This is a genomic window from Neisseria sp. 27098_8_112 (assembly GCF_041433235.1).
Taxonomy (GTDB): domain Bacteria; phylum Pseudomonadota; class Gammaproteobacteria; order Burkholderiales; family Neisseriaceae; genus Neisseria.
The window spans coordinates 1-22,871 of the sequence record NZ_JAPWBB010000010.1 but is presented as its reverse complement, the minus strand read 5'-3'; the positions used below and the strand labels follow the sequence as shown (position 1 = coordinate 22,871).

General features: G+C 53.6%; 24 protein-coding genes and 2 tRNA genes. 12 read left to right on the top strand and 14 right to left on the bottom strand.

Features of this window, described 5'->3' with window-relative positions; translation table 11 throughout:
• Positions 1-87: 87 nt before the first annotated feature.
• Complete coding sequence (locus O3682_RS07660; protein WP_371509408.1) at positions 88-621, top strand: hypothetical protein; 534 nt, start codon at positions 88-90, stop codon at positions 619-621.
• Between the two features lie 80 nt (positions 622-701).
• Here the strand turns inward: O3682_RS07660 and O3682_RS07655 are convergent, their stop codons facing one another.
• Positions 702-1,397, bottom strand: coding sequence for an LrgB family protein (locus tag O3682_RS07655; protein WP_371509406.1), 696 nt, complete (start codon positions 1,395-1,397; stop codon positions 702-704).
• Positions 1,398-1,412: 15 nt separating this feature from the next.
• A complete protein-coding gene (locus tag O3682_RS07650) occupies positions 1,413-1,886 on the bottom strand; it encodes a CidA/LrgA family protein (RefSeq protein ID WP_371509404.1) in 474 nt (157 codons plus the stop codon).
• A 14-nt stretch (positions 1,887-1,900) separates the two neighbouring features.
• On the opposite strand from O3682_RS07650, the gene O3682_RS07645 reads away from it, so the two are divergent.
• From O3682_RS07645 to O3682_RS07625, 5 genes are all read left to right on the top strand, one after another.
• Positions 1,901-2,794: a LysR family transcriptional regulator gene (locus O3682_RS07645; protein WP_371459578.1), complete on the top strand. Its 894-nt coding sequence runs from the start codon at positions 1,901-1,903 to the stop codon at positions 2,792-2,794.
• A gap of 244 nt (positions 2,795-3,038) precedes the next feature.
• A complete protein-coding gene (mgtE, locus tag O3682_RS07640) occupies positions 3,039-4,511 on the top strand; it encodes a magnesium transporter (protein WP_371509402.1) in 1,473 nt (490 codons plus the stop codon).
• Between the two features lie 146 nt (positions 4,512-4,657).
• A complete protein-coding gene (thiE, locus tag O3682_RS07635; RefSeq protein ID WP_371509400.1) occupies positions 4,658-5,275 on the top strand; it encodes a thiamine phosphate synthase in 618 nt (205 codons plus the stop codon).
• Positions 5,276-5,317: 42 nt separating this feature from the next.
• Positions 5,318-5,512, top strand: coding sequence for a sulfur carrier protein ThiS (gene thiS / locus O3682_RS07630; RefSeq protein WP_308881862.1), 195 nt, complete (start codon positions 5,318-5,320; stop codon positions 5,510-5,512).
• A gap of 118 nt (positions 5,513-5,630) precedes the next feature.
• Positions 5,631-6,419, top strand: coding sequence for a thiazole synthase (locus O3682_RS07625; protein ID WP_049332237.1), 789 nt, complete (start codon positions 5,631-5,633; stop codon positions 6,417-6,419).
• Positions 6,420-6,489: 70 nt separating this feature from the next.
• On the opposite strand, the gene O3682_RS07620 is transcribed toward O3682_RS07625, so the two are convergent.
• From O3682_RS07620 to O3682_RS07580, 9 genes are all read right to left on the bottom strand, one after another.
• Positions 6,490-7,257, bottom strand: coding sequence for a uracil-DNA glycosylase family protein (locus O3682_RS07620; protein ID WP_371509397.1), 768 nt, complete (start codon positions 7,255-7,257; stop codon positions 6,490-6,492).
• Positions 7,251-7,694, bottom strand: coding sequence for a ribosomal protein S18-alanine N-acetyltransferase (gene rimI, locus O3682_RS07615; RefSeq protein WP_070843308.1), 444 nt, complete (start codon positions 7,692-7,694; stop codon positions 7,251-7,253). Before rimI ends, O3682_RS07620 begins: the two co-directional genes overlap by 7 nt.
• A complete protein-coding gene (gene tsaB, locus O3682_RS07610) occupies positions 7,691-8,398 on the bottom strand; it encodes a tRNA (adenosine(37)-N6)-threonylcarbamoyltransferase complex dimerization subunit type 1 TsaB (protein ID WP_371509500.1) in 708 nt (235 codons plus the stop codon). The genes rimI and tsaB overlap by 4 nt, the downstream gene beginning before the upstream one ends.
• Before the next feature lie 129 nt (positions 8,399-8,527).
• Complete coding sequence (locus O3682_RS07605; RefSeq protein WP_371509395.1) at positions 8,528-9,202, bottom strand: glutathione S-transferase family protein; 675 nt, start codon at positions 9,200-9,202, stop codon at positions 8,528-8,530.
• A gap of 8 nt (positions 9,203-9,210) precedes the next feature.
• The gene (locus tag O3682_RS07600) at positions 9,211-9,606 is read right to left on the bottom strand and encodes a DarG family dialkylresorcinol biosynthesis protein (protein WP_049332227.1); all 396 of its coding nucleotides are present in this window, start codon (positions 9,604-9,606) and stop codon (positions 9,211-9,213) included.
• Positions 9,607-10,773 carry a beta-ketoacyl-ACP synthase III gene (locus tag O3682_RS07595; RefSeq protein ID WP_371509392.1) on the bottom strand — a complete coding sequence of 389 codons (1,167 nt, stop codon included), beginning with the start codon at positions 10,771-10,773 and terminating at the stop codon, positions 9,607-9,609.
• Between the two features lie 19 nt (positions 10,774-10,792).
• Entirely contained in the window at positions 10,793-11,038 is a 246-nt protein-coding gene (locus O3682_RS07590) for a GNAT family N-acetyltransferase (protein ID WP_049332250.1), read from the bottom strand.
• A gap of 34 nt (positions 11,039-11,072) precedes the next feature.
• The gene (locus O3682_RS07585) at positions 11,073-11,981 is read right to left on the bottom strand and encodes a dialkylrecorsinol condensing enzyme (RefSeq protein ID WP_371509390.1); all 909 of its coding nucleotides are present in this window, start codon (positions 11,979-11,981) and stop codon (positions 11,073-11,075) included.
• 308 nt (positions 11,982-12,289) lie between these two features.
• Positions 12,290-12,365: transfer RNA gene (locus O3682_RS07580), tRNA-Phe, on the bottom strand.
• A gap of 204 nt (positions 12,366-12,569) precedes the next feature.
• Between O3682_RS07580 and O3682_RS07575 the strand changes: the two genes are divergently transcribed.
• A complete protein-coding gene (locus O3682_RS07575) occupies positions 12,570-13,130 on the top strand; it encodes a hypothetical protein (protein WP_371509389.1) in 561 nt (186 codons plus the stop codon).
• 47 nt (positions 13,131-13,177) lie between these two features.
• Here O3682_RS07575 and coaD read toward each other — a convergent pair whose 3' ends face one another.
• From coaD to O3682_RS07560, 3 genes are all read right to left on the bottom strand, one after another.
• Complete coding sequence (gene coaD / locus O3682_RS07570) at positions 13,178-13,690, bottom strand: pantetheine-phosphate adenylyltransferase (protein ID WP_371509387.1); 513 nt, start codon at positions 13,688-13,690, stop codon at positions 13,178-13,180.
• Positions 13,691-13,797: 107 nt separating this feature from the next.
• Positions 13,798-14,484: a Bax inhibitor-1 family protein gene (locus tag O3682_RS07565; protein ID WP_371509385.1), complete on the bottom strand. Its 687-nt coding sequence runs from the start codon at positions 14,482-14,484 to the stop codon at positions 13,798-13,800.
• 163 nt (positions 14,485-14,647) lie between these two features.
• Complete coding sequence (locus tag O3682_RS07560; RefSeq protein WP_003682648.1) at positions 14,648-14,923, bottom strand: oxidative damage protection protein; 276 nt, start codon at positions 14,921-14,923, stop codon at positions 14,648-14,650.
• A gap of 128 nt (positions 14,924-15,051) precedes the next feature.
• Here O3682_RS07560 and glnE point away from each other — a divergent pair, with 128 nt between their 5' ends.
• From glnE to O3682_RS07535, 5 genes are all read left to right on the top strand, one after another.
• Complete coding sequence (gene glnE, locus O3682_RS07555; protein WP_371509384.1) at positions 15,052-17,736, top strand: bifunctional [glutamate--ammonia ligase]-adenylyl-L-tyrosine phosphorylase/[glutamate--ammonia-ligase] adenylyltransferase; 2,685 nt, start codon at positions 15,052-15,054, stop codon at positions 17,734-17,736.
• Positions 17,737-18,004: 268 nt separating this feature from the next.
• Positions 18,005-19,099 (top strand): FAD-dependent oxidoreductase, encoded by a 1,095-nt coding sequence (locus O3682_RS07550; RefSeq protein ID WP_371509382.1) that lies wholly within the window; start codon positions 18,005-18,007, stop codon positions 19,097-19,099.
• A gap of 168 nt (positions 19,100-19,267) precedes the next feature.
• Positions 19,268-21,331, top strand: coding sequence for a glycine--tRNA ligase subunit beta (glyS, locus tag O3682_RS07545; RefSeq protein WP_371509380.1), 2,064 nt, complete (start codon positions 19,268-19,270; stop codon positions 21,329-21,331).
• Between the two features lie 162 nt (positions 21,332-21,493).
• Entirely contained in the window at positions 21,494-22,573 is a 1,080-nt protein-coding gene (gene apbC / locus O3682_RS07540; protein ID WP_371509378.1) for an iron-sulfur cluster carrier protein ApbC, read from the top strand.
• Between the two features lie 59 nt (positions 22,574-22,632).
• Positions 22,633-22,708: transfer RNA gene (locus tag O3682_RS07535), tRNA-Lys, on the top strand.
• Positions 22,709-22,871 lie beyond the last annotated feature (163 nt).

Here is a 22,871-nt window from a genome sequence, read left to right as displayed (position 1 = left end):
TGCTATTTTCTTTGTTTTAGAATAAAGGCTCTCATCGACCTGATGGGGTATTGGGTACAGCAACTGTTTATTTTTAAGGAGACTTCCGTGGATAAAGTATATCAACCAGGTACAGAAATTGATTCTAAAGATTTTGTTTTCGGTCTTGATCCACGCGAGTGGAATGGCTTTTTTTCAAAAGGCATAGGGTCGGATAATGGCCATAATGAGCATGTTTTCCGTCTCGATCCGCGCGAGTGGAACGGCTTTTTTTCAAAAGGAGTAGAGTCCGATCATGGTCATAATGAGCATGTTTTCCGTCTTGATCCGCGTGAGTGGAACGGCTTCTTTTCAAAAGGAATAGAGTCTGATAATGGCCATGACGATAATGGGCGTATCATCCGCCTTGATCCGCGCGAATGGGAAGGTTTCGAGCCTGCGCTGCCGGCCTCCAAGCCGATATTGGAAACTAAGGCTTTTAGTGGAGATGAGCTTTTGAGCCGTGCGTTTGGTGAGGCTGATCCTCTTGATTCTTCTGTCGGTCTTTCCTCAGACAATGCGACCTATTCAAGCAATGGTACAGGTTCATCTGCGTTGGATACCATTCATGATTTAGCGGAAACTTCAGTTTCTACGCTGTAACCTTTCCATAAGATTAAAGGCCGTCTGAAAGTCATTTTTCAGACGGCTTTTTTGCGTATCGATAAGAATGGAGAAAAGGCTTAACTCATCATCCAAACCACCAAATGCACCATGGTCGGGCCAAACAATACCATAAACAGTCCGGCCAAAATCATGGTCAGGCTGGCCATTACGCCTTCGGTTTCGTGGCGTTGTCCGGCGCGCGATGTGCCGAAGCCGTGGGCGGCATTGCCGAATGCCACGCCGTTGGCGGTACGGAAGCGGATACGGGTGAAGGCTAAAAACAGGTCGCCGAATATCATGCCGACAAAGCCGGTGATGATGGTGAACAGAGAAACGAGTGAGGCTGAACCGTGGATTTCGCTGGCGAGGACGACGGCAAACGGCGTGGAGATGGAACGCGCCATCAGGCTGTTGGTTACTTCGTTGTTGAAGTGGAACATATGGCTCATGAGGAATGCGCTGACTACGCCGACAAACATGCCCACCATAATGGCGATGGAGAGGATGGGCAGTTGGCGGCGGATGACTTCGCGGTTTTCATAAATGGGGACGGCAAAGGCAACGGTAACCGGAGTGAGCAGGAAGACGATGCCTTGGGTATATTTGTGGTAGGTGTCGTAATTGATGCCGAATGCCAGCAGCAGGAGGATGGTGCTGACGGAGACGGTAACGACGGGGGAGAAAATCATTAAGGGTTTTTTGCGGTGGATTTTTTTGGCAACGATGTAGGCGAAACAGGTCCAAATCAGGCAGGCGAGGGCGGTGTAGTCCATTTTTATTCTCTATTTTTAGGAGTGGAGTTTTTTGTAGAGGCGGCGTTTCCAGCGGTAGCAGAAGTCGAGGGTAAGGGCGGTGCTAATCATCACAAGCGCGGTGCCGACGGCGATGGTCAAAATCAGCTGCCAACCTTCGGACATCAGTAGGTCTTGATATTGCAAGACGGAAACCATGATGGGAATGAAGAAAAAGACGAGTTCGCCCAATGCCCATTTTGCGCCGCGGTCAACCATGCCCGGGCGGATGATGCCGAGCCCCAAAAGGGCGAGCATGAGAAAGAGGCCCAATACGCCTGAAGAAACAGGCAGATGCGTGAAGCGGACGATAAGGTCGGAGACGCCCCATACTGCGCCGATGATGGCAAGTTGCAAGGCCGTCTGAAAAAATCTGGTGAGGGAATCCATGATATGGGTGTGTGTTGAATGAAAGGCTTGATTATAGAAACCTTGTTTCTGCATAATATGAATTATTAAACGAATAATCATGCCTTAGAGGAATAATGGACTTCAAAAGCCTGTATTGTTTTGCCGAACTCATCCGCCTGCAAAGTTTTTCAGCCACCGCTTCCGCGTTGAATTTGACGCAGCCGACGGTCAGCAAAATCATTCAGGCTTTGGAAGAGGAATTGGGCGTGCCGCTTTTGTGTAAAGAAAACGGACGCAAAAAGCGGCAGGTGCAGCCGACCGCAATCGGCGAAGAAGTCTATCGCCACGCGTTAAACCTTCTACACGAACGCGATTTGCTGCTGGCCCGCATTGACGATTACCGCCATGTCAAAAGCGGGACGCTGCGTTTGGGTTTGGCCTTGTTCGGCAGCGATTTGCTCGGGCAGGCTTTGTTTGATTTCCACCACAAATGGCCGGACATCGAATTGTCGTTTTTGGAACAAGGCTCACTCGCCATCGAGCAATCCCTGCGCAACAACGAACTCGATGCCGGGCAGCTGCTTGCGCCGGTTCACGAAGACTTCGACAGCATTACTTTATGCGACTATCCGTTGGTGGTTTTGATGCCGAAAAATCGGGCGAGACACGCTGCGCTGACGCTCAAAAGCCTGCAACACGAGCCCTTCATCCTGTTCGGTGCAGGGTTTTCCCTCAACGAAACCATTCAGACGGCCTGCCGCAATCAAGGTTTTACGCCCAACGTTGTCTGCCGTACCGGACAATGGAATTTGGTCGCCGACATGGTGGCGCACAATATGGGCATTGCCCTACTGCCCGAATACTATGCCCGAAAAATCAATCCCGATGTCTTTGCCGCCATTCCTTTGGTCGACCCCGAGATCCGCTGGCAGCTCACCATGGCATGGAAAAAACACCAACGCCCGACGCCGGCCTTAAGGGCTTGGTTGGACGTGGTCAGGGAAGCGTTCGGCAGGCGAAACAAATAAAATCAAATCATCAGGCCGTCTGAAAAAAAGGGTGTCGTTATCACCCGGTTTCAGACGGCCTTTCCCGTTAAAAATGGTAAAACGGCCTAAAAAAGAGTAGAATATGCACCGTTTACAACTCTGCGCCTCTCAGCAGGCTCGAATTATGGACCTTCCCAGTTCGCCTTTGAACTTCCCATCTGATACACAACAACAATAATCATCCCGCCGAAATGCCTTCCCGCGTCCGGCGGGCGGAGCATTTATGAGCATCGAACAAACCCCTCCGAATCTCGACAATACCCCCGACAATGATGTGGTAGAAGACCGCATTTCTGATGATCGCATCTCTGACGATATCGACCGCATCCACGCCTTATGCGAAATCCTCGAGCCGTCCTTTGAACAAATCGAAGCCGGTGTGCCGATCGAAGACGAAAGCTTGCGCGACAAGTTCACCGAGCTGACCGTCCTCTTGGCCGAGCTGCACCCTGCCGACGTGGCCGCCGTCTTGGAATCCCTGCCGCCGCGCGAGCGTAACATCGTTTGGCTTTTAGTTGCCCCGGAAGACGACGGAGAAGTATTGCTGGAAGTATCCGACGCCGTACGCGAAACGTTGATCGAGTCCATGGACAAAGACGAGCTGTTGGCCGCCGTCGATGATTTGGACGCAGACGAATTGGCAGAACTGGCAGACGACTTGCCGCACCAAGTGGTGTACGAAGCACTGCAAACGCGTGATGAAGAAGAACGCGAGCAGGTCAAAGCGGCGATGTCTTACGAAGACAACCAAGTCGGCGCGATTATGGACTTTGAATTGGTCAGCATCCGCGCCGATGTGGCGTGTGAAGTTGTATTGCGCTACTTGCGCCGTTTCGACAGCCTGCCCGACCATACCGACAAGATTTTCGTGGTCGATGAAAACGACGTGTTGCAAGGCGTTCTGCCCATCCGCAAACTCTTGGTCGCCGACCCCGAAGACATGGTGGCGGACGTGATGGCCACCGAAGTCGTGCGCTTCCGTCCGGAAGACGACGTGGAAGAAGCGGCGCAGGCGTTTGAACGTTATGACTTGGTAACCGCGCCGGTTGTCGATGAAAACAAAAAGCTGATCGGCAGGATCACCATTGACGAAATGGTGGACGTGATCCGTGAAGAATCCGAAGCCGACATGTTTAACATGGCTGGTTTGCAAGAAGAAGAGGACTTGTTCGCCCCGATTTGGGACTCGGTGAAAAACCGTTGGATGTGGCTTGCCATCAACCTGTGTACCGCCTTCATCGCCAGCCGCGTGATTGGCGCATTTGAAGGCAGTATCGAAAAAATCGTCGCACTGGCCGCGCTGATGCCCATCGTCGCCGGCATCGGCGGCAACTCCGGCAACCAAACCATCACCATGATCGTCCGCGCCATGGCGATGGGACAAATGACCGGCACGCAGGCAGGCCGCCTGCTGAAAAAAGAAGTCGGCGTCGCCCTCGTCAACGGCATTATTTGGGGCACTGTGATGGGCGTGATTTCATGGCTGCTCTATGGCAACATCGGCATCGGTTTGGTCATGGTGGCCGCGATGACCTTGAACCTTTTGCTTGCTGCGACCGTCGGTGTCCTTATCCCCGTCATGATGGACAAAGCCGGACGCGACCCGGCATTGGGCAGCTCGGTGCTGATTACCGCAGTTACCGACTCCGGCGGCTTCCTGATTTTCTTGGGATTGGCCACATTGTTTTTGTTGTAACAACCTTTATCCCAATCAGCAAAAGGGTGGGTTTGTAACATCCTTCTTGATTGTTCAAAACCATTTGATAAGGCCGTCTGAAAACAAATATTATTCAGACGGCCTTTCTGATAACATGACAACAATTTGTCCGATTCGGAGACGCCATGAATTTCCCGCCACTCAAATTCCCCCTGAAATTTTACGCCGTCGTTCCCACCGCCGACTGGGTCGAGCGTATGGTCAAAGCAGGTGCCGACACAGTGCAACTGCGTTGCAAAACCTTGCATGGCGACGAGTTGAAACGCGAGATCGAACGTTGCGTTGCAGCCTGTCAAAACAGCGTAACCCAGCTTTTTATCAACGACCACTGGCGCGAAGCGATTGCCGCAGGTGCATACGGCGTACATCTCGGACAGGAAGACATGGACACTGCCGATCTCGCCGCGATTGAGGCCGCCGGTTTGCGCTTGGGCTTGAGTACGCACTCCGTCGCCGAACTCGACCGCGCCTTGTCCGTACATCCCAGCTATGTTGCCAGCGGAGCGATTTTCCCGACCACAACCAAACAAATGCCCACCGCCCCGCAAGGCCTGGACAAACTGCGCGAATACGTCAGACAGGCACGCGGCACGCCCGTCGTCGCCATCGGAGGCATCGATTTGAACAACGCTGAAGATGTACTTGCCACCGGCGTTTCCTCCCTCGCCGTCGTCCGCGCCGTTACCGAAGCGGAAAATCCCGAAGCCGTGGTTAAAGCGTTTCAGGCTTTGTGGAATGAATAAGGCCGTCTGAAAATAAGAAGCCCGATAAGAGGAGCAAACATCATGAAGATTATATTAAACAATGAAGCCATCACATTAAACGGCACAACTATCGCCGACCTTATCGCCCAAACCGCGCCGCAAAAACCGTTTGCCGTTGCCGTCAATACCCATTTTGTCGCCAAAGGCGCGTATGCGGAAACGGTTTTGAACGAAAACGACAAAGTGGATATTGTGCGCCCTGTAGTCGGCGGATAAGAGGTTTGCAATCAACAGGTCAGGTATTTGCGCCCGACTTTTGCCTGTTTGAATATCGGGCAGGATTGCCCGATTGTCTTATGCTTAAAATCTAAAAAATATTATAAAGGAATCCATCATGTTTACCCTATATGGAGAAACTTTCCCTTCACGGCTGCTGCTCGGTACGGCTGCTTATCCGACGCCGGAAATCCTCAAGCAGTCTGTCCAAATCGCACAACCGGCGATGATTACCGTTTCGTTGCGTCGTGCCGGCAGCGGCGGCGAAGCGCACGGGCAGGGCTTTTGGTCGTTGTTGGAAGAAATGGGCGTGCCTGTGTTGCCTAATACCGCAGGCTGCCAAAGCGTGCAGGAAGCCGTGACCACTGCGCAAATGGCGCGCGAAGTGTTTGATACCGATTGGATCAAGCTCGAACTTATCGGCGATGATGACACGTTGCAGCCGGACGTATTCCAGCTTGTCGAAGCGGCGGAAATCCTGATTAAAGATGGCTTCAAAGTGCTGCCTTATTGTACCGAAGACCTGATTGCCTGCCGCCGACTGCTTGACGCAGGCTGTCAGGCGTTGATGCCGTGGGCGGCGCCGATTGGCACGGGTTTGGGCGCGGTTCATGCTTATGCGCTGAAAGTCCTGCGCGAACGCCTGCCCGACACGCCGTTGATTATTGATGCCGGTTTGGGTTTGCCTTCGCAGGCGGCGCAAGTGATGGAATGGGGCTTTGACGGCGTGTTGCTGAACACCGCCGTTTCCCGCAGCGGCGATCCGGTCAATATGGCACGCGCTTTTGCGCTTGCAGTCGAGTCGGGCCGTCTGGCTTATGAGGCGGAACCTGTGGAGGCGCGTGAGAAAGCGCGTGCCAGTACGCCGACGGTGGGTCAGCCTTTCTGGCATTCGGCGGAATATTGAAAAACATTAGGGCGTGTCGAACACGCCCTTTTTTGTTGGTGAAAACCTGATTTTAGGTTGAACAGAATGTTCAGACGGCCTTGGTCAAAAGCTGTTTCAATGGCTTTAAGATTTGCCATGCCTGCGCTTTGAGTTGCGGTTGCATCAGTAGGCGGGCGGGGTGGGGAATGACGAAATGCGGCCGCTCTGCGCACAATTCGTTCATCAACCCGATCATGTCGGGGCTATCAAAGATTTTGCCGAGGAACAATACTGCGCGCGCTTGCGAAGTGGCCAGCTCATTTTGCATCTCGGCAAGCTCGGAGCGGATGTGTTCGGCATCGGGCAGGGCGGTGAATACGGGCGCGGTTTTGACCCATGCGGTTTTATGCGCCTGCTCGGGCTTGAGGCCGATGGCGGCGAGGATGTTGTCGAGAAGCGTGCCGACGTCGCCGCTAAACAGCGTACCGTGCAGGCTGTCTTCGGTGGACGGGCAAATGCTGACCACCATGATTTCAGACGGCCTGATGGTTACGTCAAGACGGGGCAGATTGTCTGAATGTGCGGTTTTTTCTGTTTTTGCCGCTGTTTCGGCAATGGCTTTGGGTGCTGCTTCGGGAGCATGGACAGCCGGTTTGGCCGTTTGCGCAGTAGCGATGGCGGCAGTGCGTGCCTGATGGGCACCTGCGGATAAAGTACGCACGGTTTGCGCGGTATCGGCAGCAATGGTTTTGGGGCGGACGGGTGTGGCTGATGCTGCGGCTTGAGGCGTGGCATGGATGATTTTGGCGTTTTGGTTCAGCCACATCGGGCCCAAGCCCAAGGCTTCGTGCAGGTGCAGGTAACGGCTGCTTAACATGATTTCTCCATCAATACGGCATCTTCGCTGCCACCGTCGGGCAGGGCGTAGTAGTTTTTGCGGCGGCCGCAGGTTTGGAAGCCGTGTTTGCGGTAGAGCTGTTGCGCGGTTTCATTGCTTGCGCGGACTTCGAGCAGCAATCGGGTTGCGCCTTGCTGTTGCACAGTGTTTTGCCAGTGTTGCAGCAGGGCGGACGCAATGCCTTGGCGGCGGTATTCGGGCGCGACGGCAATCAGGTGCAGCTCGGATTCGTCAAACACGGTTTGCCACACGATAAAGCCGGTAATTTGGTGGTCTGCCTGGCTGAGCCAAACGCTGTCGGGATGGTGTTGAACCGCCGATTCAAACTGCTGCGCCGTCCACGGCGAAGGATTGCCTTGTGCGTCGATGGCGGCAAGGGTGGGGCAGTCGGCAAGTAAGGCTGGGCGCAGGTTCACGGTTTGGCCTTTTGTTGGGCTTGCTCTTGCGCGGTCAGGGCAATTTTGTTGCGGACGTAGAGCAGCTCGGCGTGCGCCGCGTCAGTAGCAAGATAGCGGCCGCTGCGGGCAAGTTTGAGATAGTCGGCGGCGGTCGGCATATCGGATTGACCGTCAAAAGGCGGTTTGTCGGCGAGGGCAAAGGCATTGCCGATGCCGCCGGTAGGCGTTTTGCCTTCGGGCGCAGTAATGGCGGCGGCTTTGCCAACCGTGTAATCGCTCAAGCGGACGTGGTTTTGCGTATCAAACCATGCGTAGAACACTTCGCCCATACGCGCATCGGTGGCCGCCAGTACACAGCTTGATGGCGGCGGCAGCGAAGCGGCGGCATCGAGGCAGGGAATGCCGATCATGGGCGTGTCAAACGGCGTGGCCAAACCTTGTGCAACCGCCGCGCCGATACGCAGGCCGGTAAATGCGCCGGGACCTTGTGCATAAACGATGCAGCCCAAATCGGCGGCCGTGATGCCCGCTTCTTTAAAGAGGCGTTCGATTTGCGGCAGGATTTGTTCGGATTGCTTGGTGCCGACGTTTTCGTGAAACAGGCGGATTTCGCCTTGATGTTCCAATGCGATGGACAAAAAGGATGTGCTGGTGTCGATGGCAAGAGTCGGGCGGTTGTCGGTTGGCATGGTGTTATTTTTTAGAAGGATATGGGTTGCCATTATAGTGGAACGGTGAGGGGGAACAAAGCACTCGGGCGGCGCTTGGGTAAAAACGTCGTTTGCTGCAAAGCTATTCGATAAGTGAACCAAGGTTTCAGGCCGTCTGAAAACGTTTCAGACGGCCTTGTTTTATTGGTCGAGTTTCAATAAAGGCGAACCTGCTTTTTCAACGGCGCGGCAGTAGGCTTCATGCGCTTCGATGCGCTGCAAATAAGCGCGGATATTGGGGTAGTCGGAAAAATCGAAGCGGTCGGCCGCAGCTTGCAGCGGATAGCTCATCATGATGTCGGCACCGCTGAGGCTGTTGCCGACCAACCATTCGCGGTTTTCCAACTCGCTGTTGATGTGGGAAAGATGCAGCGCGGCTTGCGGAAGGATAAAGCTGCTTTTGACGCTGCCGCTGATTTTGCGGGCAATCGGTTTGACGAAAAACGGCATGGGCGCGCTTTCAATCCGGCGGAACACCAGTCCGAGCAGCAATAACGGCATCAGTGAACCTTCGGCATAATGCAGCCAGCGTTGATATTGCCAGTATTCGCGGCTGCCGCGTTCGGGCATCAGACGGCCGTTGCCGTAGGTTTGAATCAGATAGTCGGTAATCGCGCCGCTTTCCGCCAAGATAAAGCCGTCATCATCCAATAAAGGCGATTTGCCCAAGGGATGGATGGCCTTGAGTTCGTCAGGGGCGAGCAAAGTGTCGGGATGACGGCGGTAGGTTTGCAGACGGTAAGGTGTACCGAGGATTTCAAGCAGCCAAACAATGCGCAGGGCGCGGGATTGATCGAGAGAATGCAGGGTAATCATGAGGGGCTTTAAATATCGGTTTGTTTGAGGCCGTCTATGCTGATTTGGCAGGCATCGGCGTATTTTTGCAGGGTTTTGGCCGGTAGTTTGGCGAACACTTCGGGGCGGAAATGCCGACGAAGCTGCCATTTCCATACGCCTGCTGCCATGGCCAAGCCGGTTTCATCATAACGACAGCGGAACATATGGTAGTACAGCGGCGAGTATTCGCCTTTTTCGACGGCTTCGCGCGCGGCCTGCGTTTGGGCATCGAGTTCGCACACCGCCATTTCGGTGGCGTAGGCTTCGTCCTGCCAACCGTTGCTGGTGGCCGCTTCGTAGTGGCCGTCGCGGGTGCCGTAGATGACTTTGCGGTGGCCGTGGTAGCTGGCGCTGTTGTCTTGAGGGATGTCGTCAATCTTCATTCAGACGGCCTTTACTGCTTCCAAAAGCATGAAACATGTTGAAAAACGTCCGCTTTCCGGAACGTAACACAGGATTTTTTGGCCGTGTTCGATGGGGAAAGTGCGCATAAATTCTTCAAGGATGATGTAAATCGAGGCCGAACCCGTGTTGCCCTTGCTGTGCAGATTGGTAAACCATTTTTCCTGCGGAATGTCGAAGCCGATGTTTTTCAGGCCGTCTGAAAGGCGGTCGCGGAAGAAGCCGGAAGAGTAGTGGGGCAGGAACCAATCGATTTCTTCGGCGCGGATGCCGTGTTTGGCGGCGATTTGGGAGAGGGGTTTTTCCACCGTATAGCGGACGATGTTTTCGTTCAGCAGTTTGACGTCCTGCTTGACCGCCATCAGGCTGTGGCGGCGGCCGTAATCGGCATCGGCGTGTTTCCAACCTTCAAATACGCCGTCGCGGAATTCTGCGCCGGCATACATGCAGGGCGGCATTTCGTTGGCGTAGGAAAGCAGATCTATCCAATGGATTTTCAGGCTGAGGCAGTCTGAATTGGGGCGGTCGGACAGATACACCGCACCTGCGCCGTCAGACAGCATCCAGCGCAAAAAGTCTTTTTCAAACCCGATTTCGGGGGACGCGTTTTCCAGTTTTTTATGGTCGGTTTCACTTTGAAACACTTCGCCGCGCATGACCGCCGAGGCGTTTTCGGAAGCAACGGAAAGCGCATGTGCGTGTTCGCCGGTACGCACGGCGTTGTAGGCGTGTTTCATCGCCGCCATGCCTGCCGCGCATACGCCTGCCATGCTGAACACTTCGCAAGGCGGCATATCCAGCAAACCATGCACCATCACGCCGTGTCCGGGCATGGTTTGGTCGGGATAGGAAGTGGCGCAGGCCAGACAGCCGATGGCTTCTGCTGGAACGCCTTGGGCAAACAGGCCATTGACCGCTTCGGCCGCCAACTCGGCATTGGTGTGCGTCGTGCGGCGGCTTTCGGGATCGATGGCGTAATGGCGCGACAAAATGCCGTTGGAGCGCAAAATCATACGGCGCACGCGTGACGGTACATCGCCTGCCATGCCGAGGACGGCTTCCATTTCGTCATTGCCGACAGGGGCATTGGGCAAAAAGGCAGAAACGCGGTTGAGATAAACGTCTTTGAGTGTGTTATTCGATGTCATGATGTGGTTGTCAAAATAATCAACCGATAAACCGCGCCGCGTAGTCGCAGCTTGCAGTTAACGGGATGTTGTGTGTTTCGGCGTATTCCATCAGCGCGCTCACCAGCAGTTTGGCAATGCCGCGATGACGGAAGTTGGGCGAGACCACGGTATGGTTTACGTCCCAGCCGCCGTTATGTTCGGTATAGCTGATATAGCCTGCTTCCAAACCGTCAATGTCGATTTGAAAGCGACGGCGTTCGGGGTAGTGGATAACTTCGGGCATGATGGATTCCTGGTTTGAGGCCGTCTGAAACAGATTATCTGCCTGACGGTTGCTCATAATAATCTGCCAGCTTTTTCAGACGGCCTTTGAGCAACGGATGCAGCAGCTTTTTCAAAATTACGCTGACGGGTAAAACCACCAAAATCATCGCCAATAAAAAGACGATGTAGAAGCACAGCAGCGCACGGCGCAAAAGCGGAGAAATCCTGCCTGCTGCCATCAAAAGTTTGCCCCAGACGAAGAAGCTGCGGCCGGCGGCACGTTCGCTGAAAATCAGTTTTTCATTCACTGTCACCGCGCCCATGTTTTGAAACAGGGTTTCGTCCAAAGGCTGTTGGTTCAATAGTGTATCGCGCAATTTCGTACCAAACCGCGCCGCATCCGCCAATTCTTCTTCAGCAATGCCGGCGGAGGGTAGGGAGCGGAAATAGCGCTTGTCGCCGGTCAGCATCCATGCTGGCGTGGTAATGAAACTTGCCGCGCTGTTGCAGTCATCGATTTTTACGATGTTGCCGATGAGTTTTGCGCCGTTTTGTTTCAGCAAAGATTTCATTTTTTCCTGCGCGCCCAGCCACATATTGCGGCAGCCGATAAGCGTGATGACCGGTTTGCCGTCCAGCAGCCGGCGCGTTTCTTCGCGTTGCAAAAAGGCGGTAATCGGTTGCGAAGGAGAGAGGAACCAAACGGTGTAGGCAATGACCACCACATCGTAATCTTCGGATGGGATTCGCGGCGGCAGAATCGGGGCGGGTTTTAAATGGACGGTTTCAGGAAAGGTATCGAAAAAACGCCAAAACGGCCACGGAAACGGAAATGCCTGCTCCGGTACGATATTGACGCAATCGACCTGTATGCCGGCTGTTTGCAACGGCGCGGCAAAATTTCGCGCCAGGCTCGAGAGCTGCCCCGTTTGCGAGTAATGCACAATCAGCACTTTTTTCATTATCTTCCCCGCAATGAGTAAGTTATGGTTGGTTTGGACGGTATTATATAGTAAACCGACCGGCCTTGAACTTTATTCATATTCAGTATGTTCGCGAAGGTTTCAGCCGGTTTGGATGGAAGCGCCGTATTCTGTCGGAATGAGGCGGTGAAACGGATTTTTATGTCATGCCAACATGAACAACGGCCGTCTGAAATTTTTCAGACGGCCTTGTGTGGAAATCGGGACGCATGGTCTGGAACGGGATTTGCGTTGAGTATGGAGTGCAAATCGTATAGATAAAAAAATAACCGCTTCAAGGCGGCTGGTGGTGGCCAGAGGCGGAATCGAACCGCCGACACACGGATTTTCAATCCGTTGCTCTACCAACTGAGCTATCTGGCCTTCGCGTGTTTCGTTGCGAGATGTGAATTAAACCAAATTTCGTTGCCTTGTGCAAGCGTTTGCAGGCTTTATTTTTGAGGCGGTAAATTAAGATTTTGTTTTGTATTGAATTATTTTTCGTTTTAATTGGCGGTTTTTAAGTTTGCCGGTTTGATTTTCAGACGGCCTAAGATACAATCGGCTTTTTTGCTTTGGATTTATGCCATGCTGTATGTGTTTGTTCGTGATATGTGGGATGTTTTGCGTTTGCGCTATCGTTCGCCGGAGACGTATTTGTATTCGCCTTTGGTGATGGCGGCGGTGTTGCTGCTGTTGGGTGTGGTGAACGCGGCCAGCATGTCGCCTTTGTTTGGCAGCGGTGCGGCGGCGGTGTGCCTGTCGGTGATTTTGGTGATGGTGAAATGGTTGGTGTTGAGCCGCTCGATGCGCAAGGTGCTGCATTATTACGGTGCGCCCCGGCTTCCTTTGTGGGGCTTTATTTTGGTGTCTGAGGCTTTGCTCTTGCCACTGTTGCTGGTGTTGTATGTACCGGCGTTGGCTGTGTTTGCGCTGTTGTGGCAGGCTTGGGTGTTTGTGGTGCAGGTACGCGGTTTGATGTGGATGGGGAATGCGACGGTAGGCCGTGTTTTGGTGGGTTATGTGTTGTATGGTATCGGCGTGCTGTGTGTGGGTACGGTGATTTTGATGCTGTTTATTGCCGCCGGTTGGTTGGACATGGAAACGTTGAATCAAAACCTGCAGGCGTTGACGTCTGCCCGTCAATAATCAATGAAAATTGGAAGGCCGTCTGAAATGTTCGGACGGCCTTTGTTTTATGTGTTTGTTTCGTGGTCTTGCAGGATTTTTTGATAGACGGGGTCGGGGAGGTAGCGGCCTATCATGTCGCGCCAGCCTTGTGGGCCGACCAAGCCTTTGACCATGGTGGAGGACACTTCGGCTATTTCGCGCGGCGGCATCAGGAAGACGGTGGAGATTTCGGGGGCGATGTCGCTGTTGATGTAGCGCATCGAGCGTTCGTATTCGTAGTCGGCGGCGGAACGGATGCCGCGGACGATAAAATTGGCTTTGGCTTCGCGGGCATAATCGACCAAAAAGCGGTTTTCAAACACGCTGATGCGGACGTTGGGGAACGGGTGGGTAATGGCATCGAGCATGGCGTGGCGTTCTTCTATGGTGTAGGTGCAGCGCTTTTCGGGATTGGTGCCGATGGCGACGATGAGTTCGTCAAAGAGGGATTGGGCTTCCTGTATCATCCACAGGTGGCCGAGGGTGGGAGGGTCGAAGCTGCCTGCGTACACGGCACGGCGCGGAGTGGTCGTGGTCATTTTGGGTTGGGAATGGGGTTTGTGTGGCGTTCAGGATAGGGGAGTTTGCCGGTGATGTCAAAAATCAAAAAGGCCGTCTGAAATTTCAGACGGCCTTTGCGGCTTTATCAGTCGTCACCGCTAATAGAGATAAGGATTCTCAAGAGGCTGCTGAAAATGTTGTAGATGGAGATGAAGATGGTCAGCGCCGCGCTGATGTGGCTGTCTTCGCCGCCGTCAATGACGGTACGCACCTGCCACATAATCATCAGGGAGCTGAAGACAACGAAGCCGACAGCAATGGTCAGGCTCAGGGCAGGGATTTTGAGTAAGAGGTTGGCCACAACGGCAATCATGAGCACGATGGCGCCGGCGCCGAGGAAGCTGCCGAGTTTGTTCATGTTCATTGTGGTGCGGCGCGCCATGGCGGACATGGTGAAGAATACACCGGCGGTCATGGCGGCGGCCGTACCGACGATTTGCGCGCCGTTGTTAATCGCCAGGGCGTATTGCAGCATAGGGCTGATGGCAAGGCCCATGCCGAAAGTGAAGATCATCAACAGGGCGATGCCGACGTTGCTGTAACGGTTTTTCTCGATCAGGGAGGTCATGCCGTAGAAGAAGCCGAAGAAGGCGGCCAGGGCAACATAATATGAACCGAACATGGCGAAAATGTTAAAGCCTGTTTTGGCGGAAAAGAACGCGCCGGCAATGGCAGGAATGAAAGACAGGCCGAGCAGGCGGTAGGTTTTTTGCAGGACGGTATTTTTGGCAACCGAGCCTTGCGAGGTATAGTCGTAAACGTCGTTTTGCATGGCGTTTGCTCCAGTGTGGATTGAAATGAATGAAATTTGGATTCTAACAGAGAATCATGGGTTTGTATGATTTATCTGTTCTATTTGTCTAATATGCGGGGTAATCGGGAATTTTAAAGGCCGTCTGAAAATCGGGTTTCAGACGGCCTTGGCTTTTCAATGCTTATTTAGGCTCTTGAGGAACATAGCCTTGTACGGCATCTGCGCCGTCGCCGAAGAAGTATTGTTCCATTTGCTGGGCGAGGTATTCGCGCGCGCGCGGATCGGCAAGGCTTAGGCGGTTTTCGTTGATGAGCATGGTTTGGTGACGGGTCCAAGCCATCCATGCTTCTTGGGAAACGTTTTCAAAAATGCGTTTGCCCAATTCGTTGGGCAGCGGCGGAAATTTCATGCCTTCGGCTTCTTTGCCGAGTTTGACGCAGTGAACCATACGGGTCATGGCGGTTTCCTTATGTGGGGTTGCAAAGGTTGGTATTTTAGCCGATTGCACGGATAGGGGAAAGCGTGGGTTTCAGACGGCCTGAAACCTTGCTATGATGGTCTTTTCTGTTTATTCAGGCAAAGATTATGAACCGCCTCGATACTGCCCGCCGTTATTCCCTTTTTCTCGCCCGCCAGCTCGACAACGGCAAACTCAAGCCCGAAATTTTCCTGCCCATGTTGGACAAGGTTTTGACCGAAGCTGATTTTCAAGCTTTTGCCGATTGGGACAAAATCCGCGCGGAAGAAAATGAGGAAGAGTTGGCGCGGCAGTTGCGCGAGTTGCGCCGTTATGTCGTGTCGCAGATTATCGTGCGCGATATCAACCGCATCAGCGATTTGAACGAAGTAACCCGCACGATTACGCTGTTTGCCGATTTTGCCGTCAATACCGCGTTGGACTTTGCCTACGCCTATTATCAGGACATGTATGGCACGCCGATCGGGCGTTATACCAAATCGCCGCAGCATTTGAGTGTGGTGGCGATGGGTAAGGCGGGCGGATATGAGTTGAACGTGTCTTCCGACATTGATTTGATTTTTATCTACCCCGAATCGGGCGATACCGACGGCAGGCGCGAACGCGGCAATCAGGAGTTTTTCACCAAAGTCGGGCAGAAACTGATTGCGTTGCTGAACGATATTACCGCCGACGGGCAGGTGTTCCGCGTTGATATGCGGCTGCGGCCGGACGGCGACTCCGGCGCGCTGGTATTGAGTGAAACCGCGCTGGAGCAATATTTGATTACGCAAGGGCGAGAATGGGAACGCTATGCGTGGTGCAAAGGCCGCGTGGTTACGCCGTATCCGAACGACATTAAATCGCTGGTGCGCCCCTTCGTATTCCGCAAATATCTGGATTACAGCGCATATGAAGCAATGCGCAACCTGCACCGCCAAATCCGCAGCGAAGTCAGCAAAAAAGGCATGGCGGACAACATCAAACTCGGTGCGGGCGGTATTCGAGAAGTCGAATTTATCGCCCAGATTTTCCAAATGATACGCGGCGGCCAAATGCGTGCGCTGCAACTGAAAGGCACGCAGGAAACGCTGAAGAAACTTGCCGAGCTGGGCATCATGCCGTCTGAAAACGTCGAAACCCTGCTGGCTGCCTACCGATTCCTGCGCGATGTCGAACACCGCCTACAATACTGGGACGACCAGCAAACCCAAACCCTACCGACCTCGCCCGAACAGCAGCAACTGCTCGCCGAAAGCATGGGTTTCGACAGTTATGCCGCTTTTTCAGACGGACTCAATGTTCATCGGAACAAGGTCAATCAGTTGTTCAACGAAATCTTGAGCGAACCCGAAGAACAAACGCAAAGCAACAGCGAATGGCAATGGGTATGGCAGGAAAAACCTGACGAAGAAGAACGGCTAGGCCGTCTGAAAGAATATGGGTTTGATGCCGAAACCATCGCCACGCGGCTCGACCAAATCCGCAACGGCCATAAATACCGTCACCTCTCCGCACACGCCCAGCCGCGTTTTGATGCGATTGTGCCGTTGTTGGTACAGGCGGCAGCCGAGCAACCCAACCCGACCGATACATTAATGCGGCTGTTTGACTTCCTCGAAAACATCAGCCGCCGCTCCGCCTATCTCGCTTTCCTCAACGAACATCCGCAAACCTTGGTGCATCTGGCACAAATCATGAGCCAAAGCTCATGGGTGGCGGCGTATCTGAGCAAATACCCGATTCTGCTGGACGAACTCATCAGCGCCCAGCTTTTGGATACCGCGTTTGACTGGCAAGCCCTCGCCGTCGCCCTTTCAAACGACCTCAAAGCCTGCGGCGGCGATACTGAAGCGCAAATGGACACATTGCGCCATTTCCAACACGCCCAAGTCTTCCGCCTCGCCGTTCAAGACCTTGCCGAATTGTGGACGGTAGAATCACTTTCCGATCAACTCTCCGCACTTGCCGACACCATCCTCGCCGCCGCTGTGCCATGCGCGTGGGCGGATATGCCCAAAAAACACCGCGACACGCCGCAATTTGCCATCATCGGCTACGGCAAACTGGGCGGTAAAGAGCTCAGCTATTCCTCCGACCTCGACTTGGTCTATCTTTACGACGACCCGCATTCCGATGCAGGCGACGTTTACAGCCGCCTTGCCCGCCGCCTGACCAACTGGCTTTCCGCCGCCACCGGCGCAGGCAGCCTCTACGAAACCGACCTGCGCCTGCGCCCCAACGGTGACGCAGGTTTTCTCGCGCACAGCATCGCCGCCTTTGAAAAATACCAGCGCGAAAACGCATGGACGTGGGAACACCAATCCCTTACCCGCGCCCGTTTTATCTGCGGTACGCCTGATGTTCAGACGGCCTTCGACCGCATCCGCACCGAAATGCTGACCGCCGAACGCGACCAAACCGTTTTAGCAGGCGAAATCATCGAAATGCGCGAAAAAATGTTCCCCACCCATCCGCCTGCCGACAGCAACGTCAAATACGCGCGCGGCGGCGTGGTCGACGTTGAATTTATCGTCCAATATCTCATCCTTGCCCATGCTCGCCAGTATCCGCAACTCCTCGATAACTACGGAAACATTGCCCTCTTGAACATCGCCGCCGACTGCGGCCTCATCGATAAAACCCTCGCCGAACAAAGCCGCACCGCCTACCGCTTCTACCGCCAGCAGCAACACAACACCAAACTGCGCGATGCCAAAAAAACCGAAGTGACGGAAGAATTGCTGACCCATTACGGCAATGTGCGAAAACTGTGGCAGGAAGTATTCGGGGTGGAAGTGAAGTTCGGATAAACAGGTGGGCGTATTCAGCGTCAAAAGCCTGCACGGCAACACAATTTACTGCCACGACAAACTCACTCTAAATAATAGGTTTTATGTAAGGAAGATATTTTTATAAAAGCTGATTGGTAGCTTGAGGGAAGATTTTTGTTTACGTGTTACTGATTTAGCCCGAACATGATCTGCAAAAACTGTTCTCATTTTGTGTCGATATTGTGATAAAGCAAAACAAGTTCTAAAATATGCAGTTCATTTTCATATTAAAAACAAGGAGAAACTAATGTCTAAGGTTGCGGTACTCGGTGGCGGTCTGTCGGGCCGTCTGATGGCGTTCCAGCTGGCAGAGCAGGGCATTTCGGTCGAGTTGTTTGAGAAAGGCGAACGCGACGGCGCGCAAGCCGCCGCTTATGTTGCCGCGGCCATGTTGGCGCCGTCTGCTGAAGCGGTGGAGGCAACGCCCGAAGTTATCCGTTTAGGCAAACAAAGCATCGCGCTTTGGCGCGCGATTGTCGGCCGTCTGAATACGCCGGTGATGATGCAGGAAAACGGCAGCCTGATTGTCTGGCATACGCAGGACAAGCCGCTTTCCGCCGAGTTTGCCCGTCATTTGAAGCGCGGCGGCGTGGCGGAACATGAAACCATACGTTGGAACGCGGATGAAATCGCAGCAAACGAACCGCAACTGGCCGGGCGGTTTTCAGACGGCCTGTATCTGCCGACGGAAGGGCAGTTGGACGGACGGCAGGTATTGAATGCGCTTGCCGATGCTTTGGAATCAATGAATGTAGCGTGCCATTGGTCGTGCGAACGCGAAGTCGAAGATTTGGCGGTGCAATACGATTGGGTCATCGACTGCCGCGGTTATGGCGCAAAGAGCGCGTGGAACAGGCCGTCTGAAAGCGTTTTGCGCGGCGTTCGCGGCGAAGTGGCGCGCGTTTACGCCCCTGAAATCGAGCTGTCCCGCCCTGTGCGCCTGCTGCATCCGCGCTATCCTTTGTATATCGCGCCGAAGGAAAACCATATTTTTGTGATTGGTGCGACCCAAATTGAAAGCGAAAGCCAAGCGCCAGCAAGCGTGCGTTCCGGTTTGGAACTTTTGTCCGCACTGTATGCCGTGCATCCGGCATTTGGCGAGGCGAACCTTTTGGAACTGGCCACCGGCCTGCGCCCAACTTTAAACCACCACAACCCTGAAATCCGCTTCAACCGCGAACGCCGCCTGATTGAAGTCAACGGCCTGTTCCGCCACGGTTTTATGATTTCTCCTGTCGTGACCGGTGCAGCCGTGCGTTTGGCCTGTACGCTGTTTGCCGGAAGTGACATTCCCGAATACGACGAAACCAGTGGTTTGCCGTATATCCGCGCCGCAAATTGAAGACGTTGCGGACGAAGTTGCTTGAGAATCGGGCAAATTGTTTGTGAAAGACAGCCACAGGCCGTCTGAAAATGATAAAATCGCCGTCAATTCAATTAACCTTGCGTCTGAAAACCGCATGATGCCATATTCAGACGCCAAACCAATTTCCTATTTAACGATAAGCACATGACAACCCAAACCCTTTTAATCGAACTTCTCACTGAAGAACTCCCGCCAAAAGCCCTCAATAATCTGGGCAACCATTTTGCCGCTTCCGTTGCCGAAGGCTTGGAAAAAGCGCAACTGATTGACGGCGCAGCCGAATACACTGCCTACGCTTCTCCGCGCCGTTTGGCCGTTCAAGTCAAAAACGTGAAAGCCGTTCAAGCCGATCAAAAAATCGTGAAAAAAGGCCCGGCCGTGGTGAATGCCATGAAAGACGGTGCGCCGACTAAGGCTTTGGAAGGTTTTGCGCGCGGTGCGGGTGCGAAAATCGAAGACTTGACCATCGTCCACGACGGCAAGCAAGACGTGTACGCCTACGAATACGTCCAAACCGGCAAACCGCTGGGCGAGCTTTTGGAAGACATCATCAATGCCGCAGTGAAAAAATTGCCGATTCCTAAAGTCATGCGTTGGGGCAGCAGCACATTCACCTTCGTGCGCCCTGTACACAGCCTGATCGTGCTGCACGGCGGCGACATCGTCAACGTCAGCGTTTTGGGCCTGCAAAGCGGCAATCAAACATTGGGTCACCGCTTCCTTTCCAGCGGCGAAATCGCCATCGAAAATGCCGACAGCTACGCCACACAAATGCGTGAACAAGGCAAAGTCATCGCTTCGTTTGCCGAACGCAAAGCCGCCATTCAGACGGCCTTGAACGAGCAGGCAGGCCGTCTGAACGCGACCGTTGCCGCCGATGAAGCCTTGTTGGACGAAGTGACCGCATTGGTCGAATGGCCTGTGGTATTGGAAGCCGGTTTTGAAGAACACTTCCTCGCCGTGCCTCAAGAATGCCTGATTCTGACCATGCAGCAAAACCAAAAATACTTCCCATTGCTCGACCAAAACGGCAAACTGATGAACCGCTTCCTGCTGGTGTCCAACCTAGAAACCGAAGATCCGTCACACATCATCCAAGGCAACGAACGCGTTTTGCGCGCGCGCCTGTCTGATGCCGAGTTCTTCTACAAACAAGACCAAAAAGCGACTTTGGAAAGCCGCCTGCCGAAATTGTCCAGCGTGGTTTACCACAACAAAATCGGTTCGCAAGCCGAACGCATCGAGCGTCTGCAAAGCATTGCCGCCCACATTGCCAAAGCATTGGGCTCGGATGCCGCCGCAGCCGAGCGCGCCGCACGTTTGGCCAAAGCCGACTTGGTAACCGAAATGGTCGGCGAGTTCCCCGAACTGCAAGGCACCATGGGTAAATACTATGCCCGCTTGGACGGCGAAACCAAAGAAATCGCCGAAGCCATCGAGCAACATTACCAACCGCGTTTTGCCGGCGACAACCTGCCGAACGGCAAAGTGGCAACCGCCGTTGCTTTGGCCGACAAACTGGAAACCTTGGTCGGCATTTGGGGCATCGGTCTGATTCCGACCGGCGACAAAGACCCATACGCCCTGCGCCGCTCCGCATTGGGTATTTTGCGTATGCTGATGCAGTATGGTTTGGACGTAAACGAACTGATTCAGACGGCCTTCAACAGCTTCCCGCAAGGTTTGCTCAACGAGAAAACGCCGTCTGAAACCGCCGACTTCATGCAGGCGCGTTTGGCCGTGTTATTGCAAAACGATTATCCGCAAGACATCGTCGCCGCCGTATTGGCGAAACAGCCGCGCCGTTTGGACGACGTAGTGGCGAAACTGCAGGCCGTTGCCGCGTTCAAACAGTTGCCCGAAGCCGCCGCGCTCGCCGCTGCTAACAAACGCGTACAAAACCTGCTGAAAAAAGCCGATGCCGAGTTGGGTGCGGTTAACGAAAGCCTGCTGCAACAGGACGAAGAAAAAGCCCTGTACGCCGCCGCGCAAGGTTTGCAGCCGAAAATCTCCGCCGCCGTTGCCGAAGGCAATTTCCAAACTGCTTTGTCCGAGCTGGCTTCCGTCAAGCCGCAAGTCGATGCATTCTTCGACGGCGTGATGGTAATGGCTGAAGATGCCGCCGTGAAGCAAAATCGTTTGAACCTGTTGAACCGCTTGGCAGAACAAATGAACGCAGTTGCCGACATTGCGCTCTTGAGCGAATAAGGCCGCGTTTCAGTTGCCCCTCTTTTCAGGCTGCCCGATGTTTCAGGCAGCCTGAAGTTTTTCGGGCGTATCCCTTGCATGGTGTTCAAGGGTATAATTTGGCAGATTTGTCGCACGACAAATCGCGCACATAAACAATTTCCCACATTCAAGAGGCAGATTATGAATATCCCAGCCATCCGAACCGCACTCGATGCCGTATTGATTCCCCATACAATGCGCACCTTAGGCAGCGAAAAAGCCGTTACACTCCTTGAAGAGCATTCAGACGGCCTGCATATCGGCCTGAAATTCGCGTTCCCAGTTGCCCATATTGCCGCAGACATTGCCAACGTCGTTCAAGAAGCCGTCATTTCGCATACCGGCGATACCCACATTCACTTGAGTATCGATACCGAAATCGGTACGCACAAAGTCCAACCCGGCGTGGCGACCATCAAAGGCGTGAAAAACATTATCGCCGTTGCATCGGGCAAAGGCGGCGTCGGCAAATCAACGACCACAGCCAACCTTGCCACCGCAATGGCCAGAATGGGCGCGCGCGTCGGCGTACTCGATGCCGACCTGTACGGCCCAAGCCAGCCCACCATGCTCGGCGTACAAGACCGCAAACCCGACCAACAAAACAAAAAACTCATTCCCGTTGAGGCCGAAAGCGGCATTCAAGTAATGTCTATCGGTTTTTTAGTCGATACTGACCAAGCCGTCGTTTGGCGCGGTCCGATGGTCAGCCAAGCATTGCAACAGCTGATGTTCCAAAGCGAGTGGGACAATGTCGATTATCTCTTCATCGACCTGCCGCCGGGTACAGGCGATATCCAATTGACCCTGTCGCAAAAAATCCCCGTAACCGGCTCCGTTGTTGTGACCACGCCGCAAGACATCGCCCTGATTGATGCACGTAAAGCCGTGGATATGTTCAACAAAGTCAATATCCCGATTTTGGGCGTTTTGGAAAACATGTCTGTCCATATCTGCTCCAACTGCGGCCATGCCGAAGCAATCTTTGGCGCAGAAGGCGGTAAAAACTTGGCAGAGCGTTTGAACGTACCGTTGCTCGGCCAGCTTCCGTTGAGCCTGCCTGTACGCGAAGCCATGGACAGCGGCACATCTTCGGCCTTGTTTGAAAACAACCAAACCATCGCCGACATCTACATCGAAGCCGCCTTCCAAATCGCGTTGACCATTGCCGATAAAGGCAAAGACTTCAGCAGCCGCTTCCCGAAAATCGTCGTCGAATAAAAAAGTTTAAAAAAGGTGTTGACAGCTGTGTGCCCCATATCTATAATGCACAGCTTATCGGGTCGTTAGCTCAGTCGGTAGAGCAGCGGACTTTTAATCCGTTGGTCGAGCGTTCGAATCGCTCACGACCCACCAAATATGAAAACCTGCTTTGAAAAAAGCAGGTTTTTTTACGTTTGGAGTTTAAGCAAGGGATGGTTTTAGATGATGTTTTGCCAGTAATGAGGCTATCAGGAAATCATAGTTTGAGACCTTTGCAAAATTCCCCAAAATCCCCTAAATTCCCACCAAGACATTT

What these genes read in the sequence shown, in the direction of transcription:
- O3682_RS07655 (WP_371509406.1), bottom strand. Translation starts at nt 1,397, where the DNA reads ATGGACTACACCGCCCTCGCCTGCCTGATTTGGACCTGTTTCGCCTAC.
- O3682_RS07650 (WP_371509404.1), bottom strand. Translation starts at nt 1,886, where the DNA reads ATGATTATTCGTTTAATAATTCATATTATGCAGAAACAAGGTTTCTAT.
- O3682_RS07645 (WP_371459578.1), top strand. Translation starts at nt 1,901, where the DNA reads ATGGACTTCAAAAGCCTGTATTGTTTTGCCGAACTCATCCGCCTGCAA.
- mgtE (WP_371509402.1), top strand. Translation starts at nt 3,039, where the DNA reads ATGAGCATCGAACAAACCCCTCCGAATCTCGACAATACCCCCGACAAT.
- thiE (WP_371509400.1), top strand. Translation starts at nt 4,658, where the DNA reads ATGAATTTCCCGCCACTCAAATTCCCCCTGAAATTTTACGCCGTCGTT.
- thiS (WP_308881862.1), top strand. Translation starts at nt 5,318, where the DNA reads ATGAAGATTATATTAAACAATGAAGCCATCACATTAAACGGCACAACT.
- O3682_RS07625 (WP_049332237.1), top strand. Translation starts at nt 5,631, where the DNA reads ATGTTTACCCTATATGGAGAAACTTTCCCTTCACGGCTGCTGCTCGGT.
- O3682_RS07620 (WP_371509397.1), bottom strand. Translation starts at nt 7,257, where the DNA reads ATGTTAAGCAGCCGTTACCTGCACCTGCACGAAGCCTTGGGCTTGGGC.
- tsaB (WP_371509500.1), bottom strand. Translation starts at nt 8,398, where the DNA reads ATGGCAACCCATATCCTTCTAAAAAATAACACCATGCCAACCGACAAC.
- O3682_RS07605 (WP_371509395.1), bottom strand. Translation starts at nt 9,202, where the DNA reads ATGATTACCCTGCATTCTCTCGATCAATCCCGCGCCCTGCGCATTGTT.
- O3682_RS07600 (WP_049332227.1), bottom strand. Translation starts at nt 9,606, where the DNA reads ATGAAGATTGACGACATCCCTCAAGACAACAGCGCCAGCTACCACGGC.
- O3682_RS07595 (WP_371509392.1), bottom strand. Translation starts at nt 10,773, where the DNA reads ATGACATCGAATAACACACTCAAAGACGTTTATCTCAACCGCGTTTCT.
- O3682_RS07590 (WP_049332250.1), bottom strand. Translation starts at nt 11,038, where the DNA reads ATGCCCGAAGTTATCCACTACCCCGAACGCCGTCGCTTTCAAATCGAC.
- O3682_RS07585 (WP_371509390.1), bottom strand. Translation starts at nt 11,981, where the DNA reads ATGAAAAAAGTGCTGATTGTGCATTACTCGCAAACGGGGCAGCTCTCG.
- O3682_RS07575 (WP_371509389.1), top strand. Translation starts at nt 12,570, where the DNA reads ATGCTGTATGTGTTTGTTCGTGATATGTGGGATGTTTTGCGTTTGCGC.
- coaD (WP_371509387.1), bottom strand. Translation starts at nt 13,690, where the DNA reads ATGACCACGACCACTCCGCGCCGTGCCGTGTACGCAGGCAGCTTCGAC.
- O3682_RS07565 (WP_371509385.1), bottom strand. Translation starts at nt 14,484, where the DNA reads ATGCAAAACGACGTTTACGACTATACCTCGCAAGGCTCGGTTGCCAAA.
- O3682_RS07560 (WP_003682648.1), bottom strand. Translation starts at nt 14,923, where the DNA reads ATGACCCGTATGGTTCACTGCGTCAAACTCGGCAAAGAAGCCGAAGGC.
- glnE (WP_371509384.1), top strand. Translation starts at nt 15,052, where the DNA reads ATGAACCGCCTCGATACTGCCCGCCGTTATTCCCTTTTTCTCGCCCGC.
- O3682_RS07550 (WP_371509382.1), top strand. Translation starts at nt 18,005, where the DNA reads ATGTCTAAGGTTGCGGTACTCGGTGGCGGTCTGTCGGGCCGTCTGATG.
- glyS (WP_371509380.1), top strand. Translation starts at nt 19,268, where the DNA reads ATGACAACCCAAACCCTTTTAATCGAACTTCTCACTGAAGAACTCCCG.
- apbC (WP_371509378.1), top strand. Translation starts at nt 21,494, where the DNA reads ATGAATATCCCAGCCATCCGAACCGCACTCGATGCCGTATTGATTCCC.